This is a genomic window from Hymenobacter frigidus (assembly GCF_014640435.1).
Classification (GTDB): domain Bacteria; phylum Bacteroidota; class Bacteroidia; order Cytophagales; family Hymenobacteraceae; genus Hymenobacter; species Hymenobacter frigidus.
In genome coordinates, this window is sequence record NZ_BMGY01000102.1 from 1 (window position 1) to 983 (window position 983).

The following is a 983-nucleotide window of genomic DNA, read 5'->3' on the forward strand; positions in this document are numbered from 1 at the left end:
CTGCTACGGGTCATGACGCACGAAATCATGAACTCGGTCGCCCCCATCGCTTCGCTGGCTGATTCACTGGGCCGGCACTTGCAGCGCGCCCGGCAGCAAGAAGCCTCCACTGAGTTGCTCGACGACGTGGGCACCGGCATTCGCATCATCCAGCAGCGCAGTGAAGGGCTGCTGCGCTTCGCCCAAGTGTACCGGGACTTTAGCACCCTGGCCTCGCCGCAGCGCACGACCCTTTATGTGCAGGAATTGCTCCAGGCCACCCGGCAGCTACTAGCGGAACAACTGGCCGCGCAAGGTATTGAGGTTACCCTTAGTGTCCGGCCTGCGCACCTCACCTTGCACGCCGACGGCCACCTGCTGGAGCAAGTGCTCATCAATCTGGTGCTTAATGCGGCGCAGGCAGTCACCCAAACCCCTAACCCTCGCATTAGCCTGTTGGCCTGGCCCGATGAACAGGAACGGGTGGTTATTGAGGTGAGAGACAACGGGAGTGGTATCCCCACCGACGTACTGGACAGTATTTTTATTCCTTTTTTCACCACCCGCCCCAATGGCTCCGGGATTGGGCTGAGCCTGGCCAAGCAGATTATGCAGCTGCACCAGGGCAGCATTCAAGTCCATTCCGTAGAGAGGACAGGCAGTGCGTTTCAGCTGTGGTTTCCCCCTTCAGTTACCGTCTAGGGGTATGGGCATATCCTCCTTTCCGTGAACCCCTAGCAGCTAGCCAGCACCAGGTGCCAACTGGCCATTGCAGGGCTGGAGGAGTTTAAGAAACTCGTCTACAATTCAAAGTTTACGAAACGCGCCGAGGGAATGAGTTTCGTAAACTCGCAACCAGCCACTTTCCCAAGGCTGGGCAAACAGGATTTTGAAGGCAGTGGGGAAGTACAAATAGCCCCTCTCTCGTCTGGGTTTTGTCCCTTTACATGAACTGTGTTAAAAATTAAGGGGTGAGGGTGAGTTTTGAGCTAAAATCAGCTTGA

General features: G+C 56.3%; 1 protein-coding gene. It reads left to right on the forward strand.

Features of this window, described 5'->3' with window-relative positions; genetic code table 11:
- Positions 1-681 (forward strand): sensor histidine kinase (locus IEW17_RS20625; protein WP_262891867.1); only part of this gene is annotated, 681 nt, incomplete at its 5' end.
- Positions 682-983: the final 302 nt, after the last annotated feature.